At 73.4% G+C, this 2,157-nt stretch carries 1 protein-coding gene and 1 pseudogene; both read right to left on the bottom strand.

Annotation, left to right across the window (positions count from 1 at the left end; translation table 11 throughout):
• Positions 1–250: pseudogene (locus tag HW445_RS28060) on the bottom strand (hypothetical protein); the annotation flags it as partial.
• Between the two features lie 401 nt (positions 251–651).
• On the bottom strand, positions 652–1,992 hold the full coding sequence (gabT, locus tag HW445_RS28055; RefSeq protein WP_180223662.1) for a 4-aminobutyrate--2-oxoglutarate transaminase: 1,341 nt from the start codon (positions 1,990–1,992) through the stop codon (positions 652–654).
• Positions 1,993–2,157: the final 165 nt, after the last annotated feature.

Raw genomic sequence — 2,157 nt, 5'->3', positions numbered from 1 at the left:
GGAACGCCGCGTATCCGGCGGCCACCGCCAGCACCGGCAGGGCCACCTCGACGTTGCCCAGGTCGGCGAGGAAGGCGGAGACCCCGTCCCGTGCGACCAGCGCCCGTCCCAGCCGCTCGTCGGCCCGGGCCAGCGGACCCTCCGCGACGACCTGCCAGGTCACCACCACGAACAACAGGCCCAGCAGACCCGGCAGGCACAGCGCCGGGCGGAGGAACGGCGGGCGGGGTCGCGCGGGAGTGGTCGGCACGCCTCCAGGGTGCCGGACATGCCGAAGAGCCGGCACAAGGGGGGGTGTGTGCCGGCCCTTCGGAGGACCACCGGCAAGGGCGGTCCGGACCGGATCGCCGTGCGCCCCGGGGGGTTTGGGGCGGACGGCCGTCCGGTCGGTGAGGAGAACCCGGAGCGTCAGGTCTCCGGGTGTGCGCGATGCACGGCCGGACCGGAGGTGGGGAATCCTCGGCCCGTGGTACCCGCGGCGGACCGTGGGTACGAGGTGTCTCTCATCTCCGTCGAACCTACGGCAGAGCCGGAGGACGGGACAGACGCCTCGGCGACCCGCCATCCACCCCGCACACCTTCTTCACAGGCTCTCCCGGGGCGGAGGCACCCGCCCCGCACCCCGGGTCCCGACGCCCGCGTGCGCGCCGCTCAGGCCGCGCCGAAGGCCTGCTCGAGGACGTCGAGACCCTCGTTCAGCAGGTCGTCCCCGATCACCAGCGGCGGCAGGAAGCGCAGCACGTTGCCGTAGGTGCCGCAGGTGAGGACGAGCACGCCCTCCTGGTGGCAGGCCTTCGCCACGGCGGCGGCGAGCTGGGCGTCGGGCTCCTTGCCGGCACGGTCCTTGACCAGCTCGATGGCGATCATGCCGCCACGGCCACGGACGTCGCCGATCGCGTCGAACTTCTCCGCCATCGCGTGCAGGCGGCCCTTCATGACCTCCTCGATGTGCCGGGCGCGGGCGTTCAGGTCGAGCTCCTTCATGGTCTCGATCGCGCCCAGCGCGGCGGCGCAGGCCACCGGGTTGCCGCCGTAGGTGCCGCCGAGGCCGCCGGCGTGCGCGGCGTCCATGATCTCGGCGCGGCCGGTGACCGCGGCCAGCGGCAGGCCGCCGGCGATGCCCTTGGCGGTGGTGATCAGGTCCGGGACGACGCCCTCGTCCTCACAGGCGAACCACTGGCCGGTGCGGCAGAAGCCGGACTGGATCTCGTCCGCCACGAACACGATGCCGTGCGCGGTGGCGAACTCGCGGATCGCGGGCAGGAAGCCCTTGGCCGGCTCGATGAAGCCGCCCTCGCCGAGCACCGGCTCGATGATGATCGCGGCCACGTTCTCCGGGCCCACCTGCTTGGTGATCTGGTCGACCGCCTGCGCGGCGGCCTCCGGACCGGCGTTCTCGGCGCCCGTCGGCCAGCGGTAGCCGTAGGCCACCGGCACGCGGTACACCTCGGGGGCGAACGGGCCGAAGCCGTGCTTGTACGGCATGTTCTTCGCCGTCAGCGCCATGGTGAGGTTGGTGCGGCCGTGGTAGCCGTGGTCGAAGACCACGACCGCCTGGCGCTTGGTGTACGCACGGGCGATCTTGACCGCGTTCTCCACCGCCTCGGCACCGGAGTTGAACAGCGCGGACTTCTTGGCGTGGTCGCCCGGGGTCAGCTCGGCCAGCGCCTCGGCGACGGCGACGTAGCCCTCGTACGGGGTGACCATGAAGCAGGTGTGGGTGAAGTCGGCGAGCTGGGCGGAGGCCCGGCGGACCACGGCCTCGGCCGAGGCGCCGACCGTGGTGACGGCGATGCCGGAGCCGAAGTCGATGAACCGGTTGCCGTCGACGTCCTCGATGACGCCGCCGTCCGCGCGGGAGGCGAAGACCGGCAGGGTCGAGCCCACGCCCTGGGCCACCGCGGCGGCCCGGCGGGCCTGCAGCTCGATCGACTTCGGGCCGGGGACGGCGGTGACGACGCGGCGCTCCTGCGGCAGCGCGGATGCGGTCATGGGGGGCTCCCTGAGGGTCGTGCGGACGGTCGGGGGTGTGTCGCCCGGCGGCCCCTGCCGCCGTGTCGCTGCCGGCCGTGGGCCGCAGGACGGACGTTTCCCTCCTTGTTCGCAGGCTAGGGCCGGGAGAGCGGGGTGAGCATGCTCCACGGGGGAGCGTTCGGC

Origin of the sequence: Streptomyces sp. UH6 (assembly GCF_013421635.1) — a bacterium.
Classification (GTDB): domain Bacteria; phylum Actinomycetota; class Actinomycetes; order Streptomycetales; family Streptomycetaceae; genus Streptomyces; species Streptomyces abyssomicinicus.
This window is presented reverse-complemented; position numbering and strand designations above follow the sequence as displayed.

Excerpts from the sequence above, each read along its gene's own strand:
- gabT (WP_180223662.1), bottom strand. The coding sequence starts at position 1,992 with ATGACCGCATCCGCGCTGCCGCAGGAGCGCCGCGTCGTCACCGCCGTC.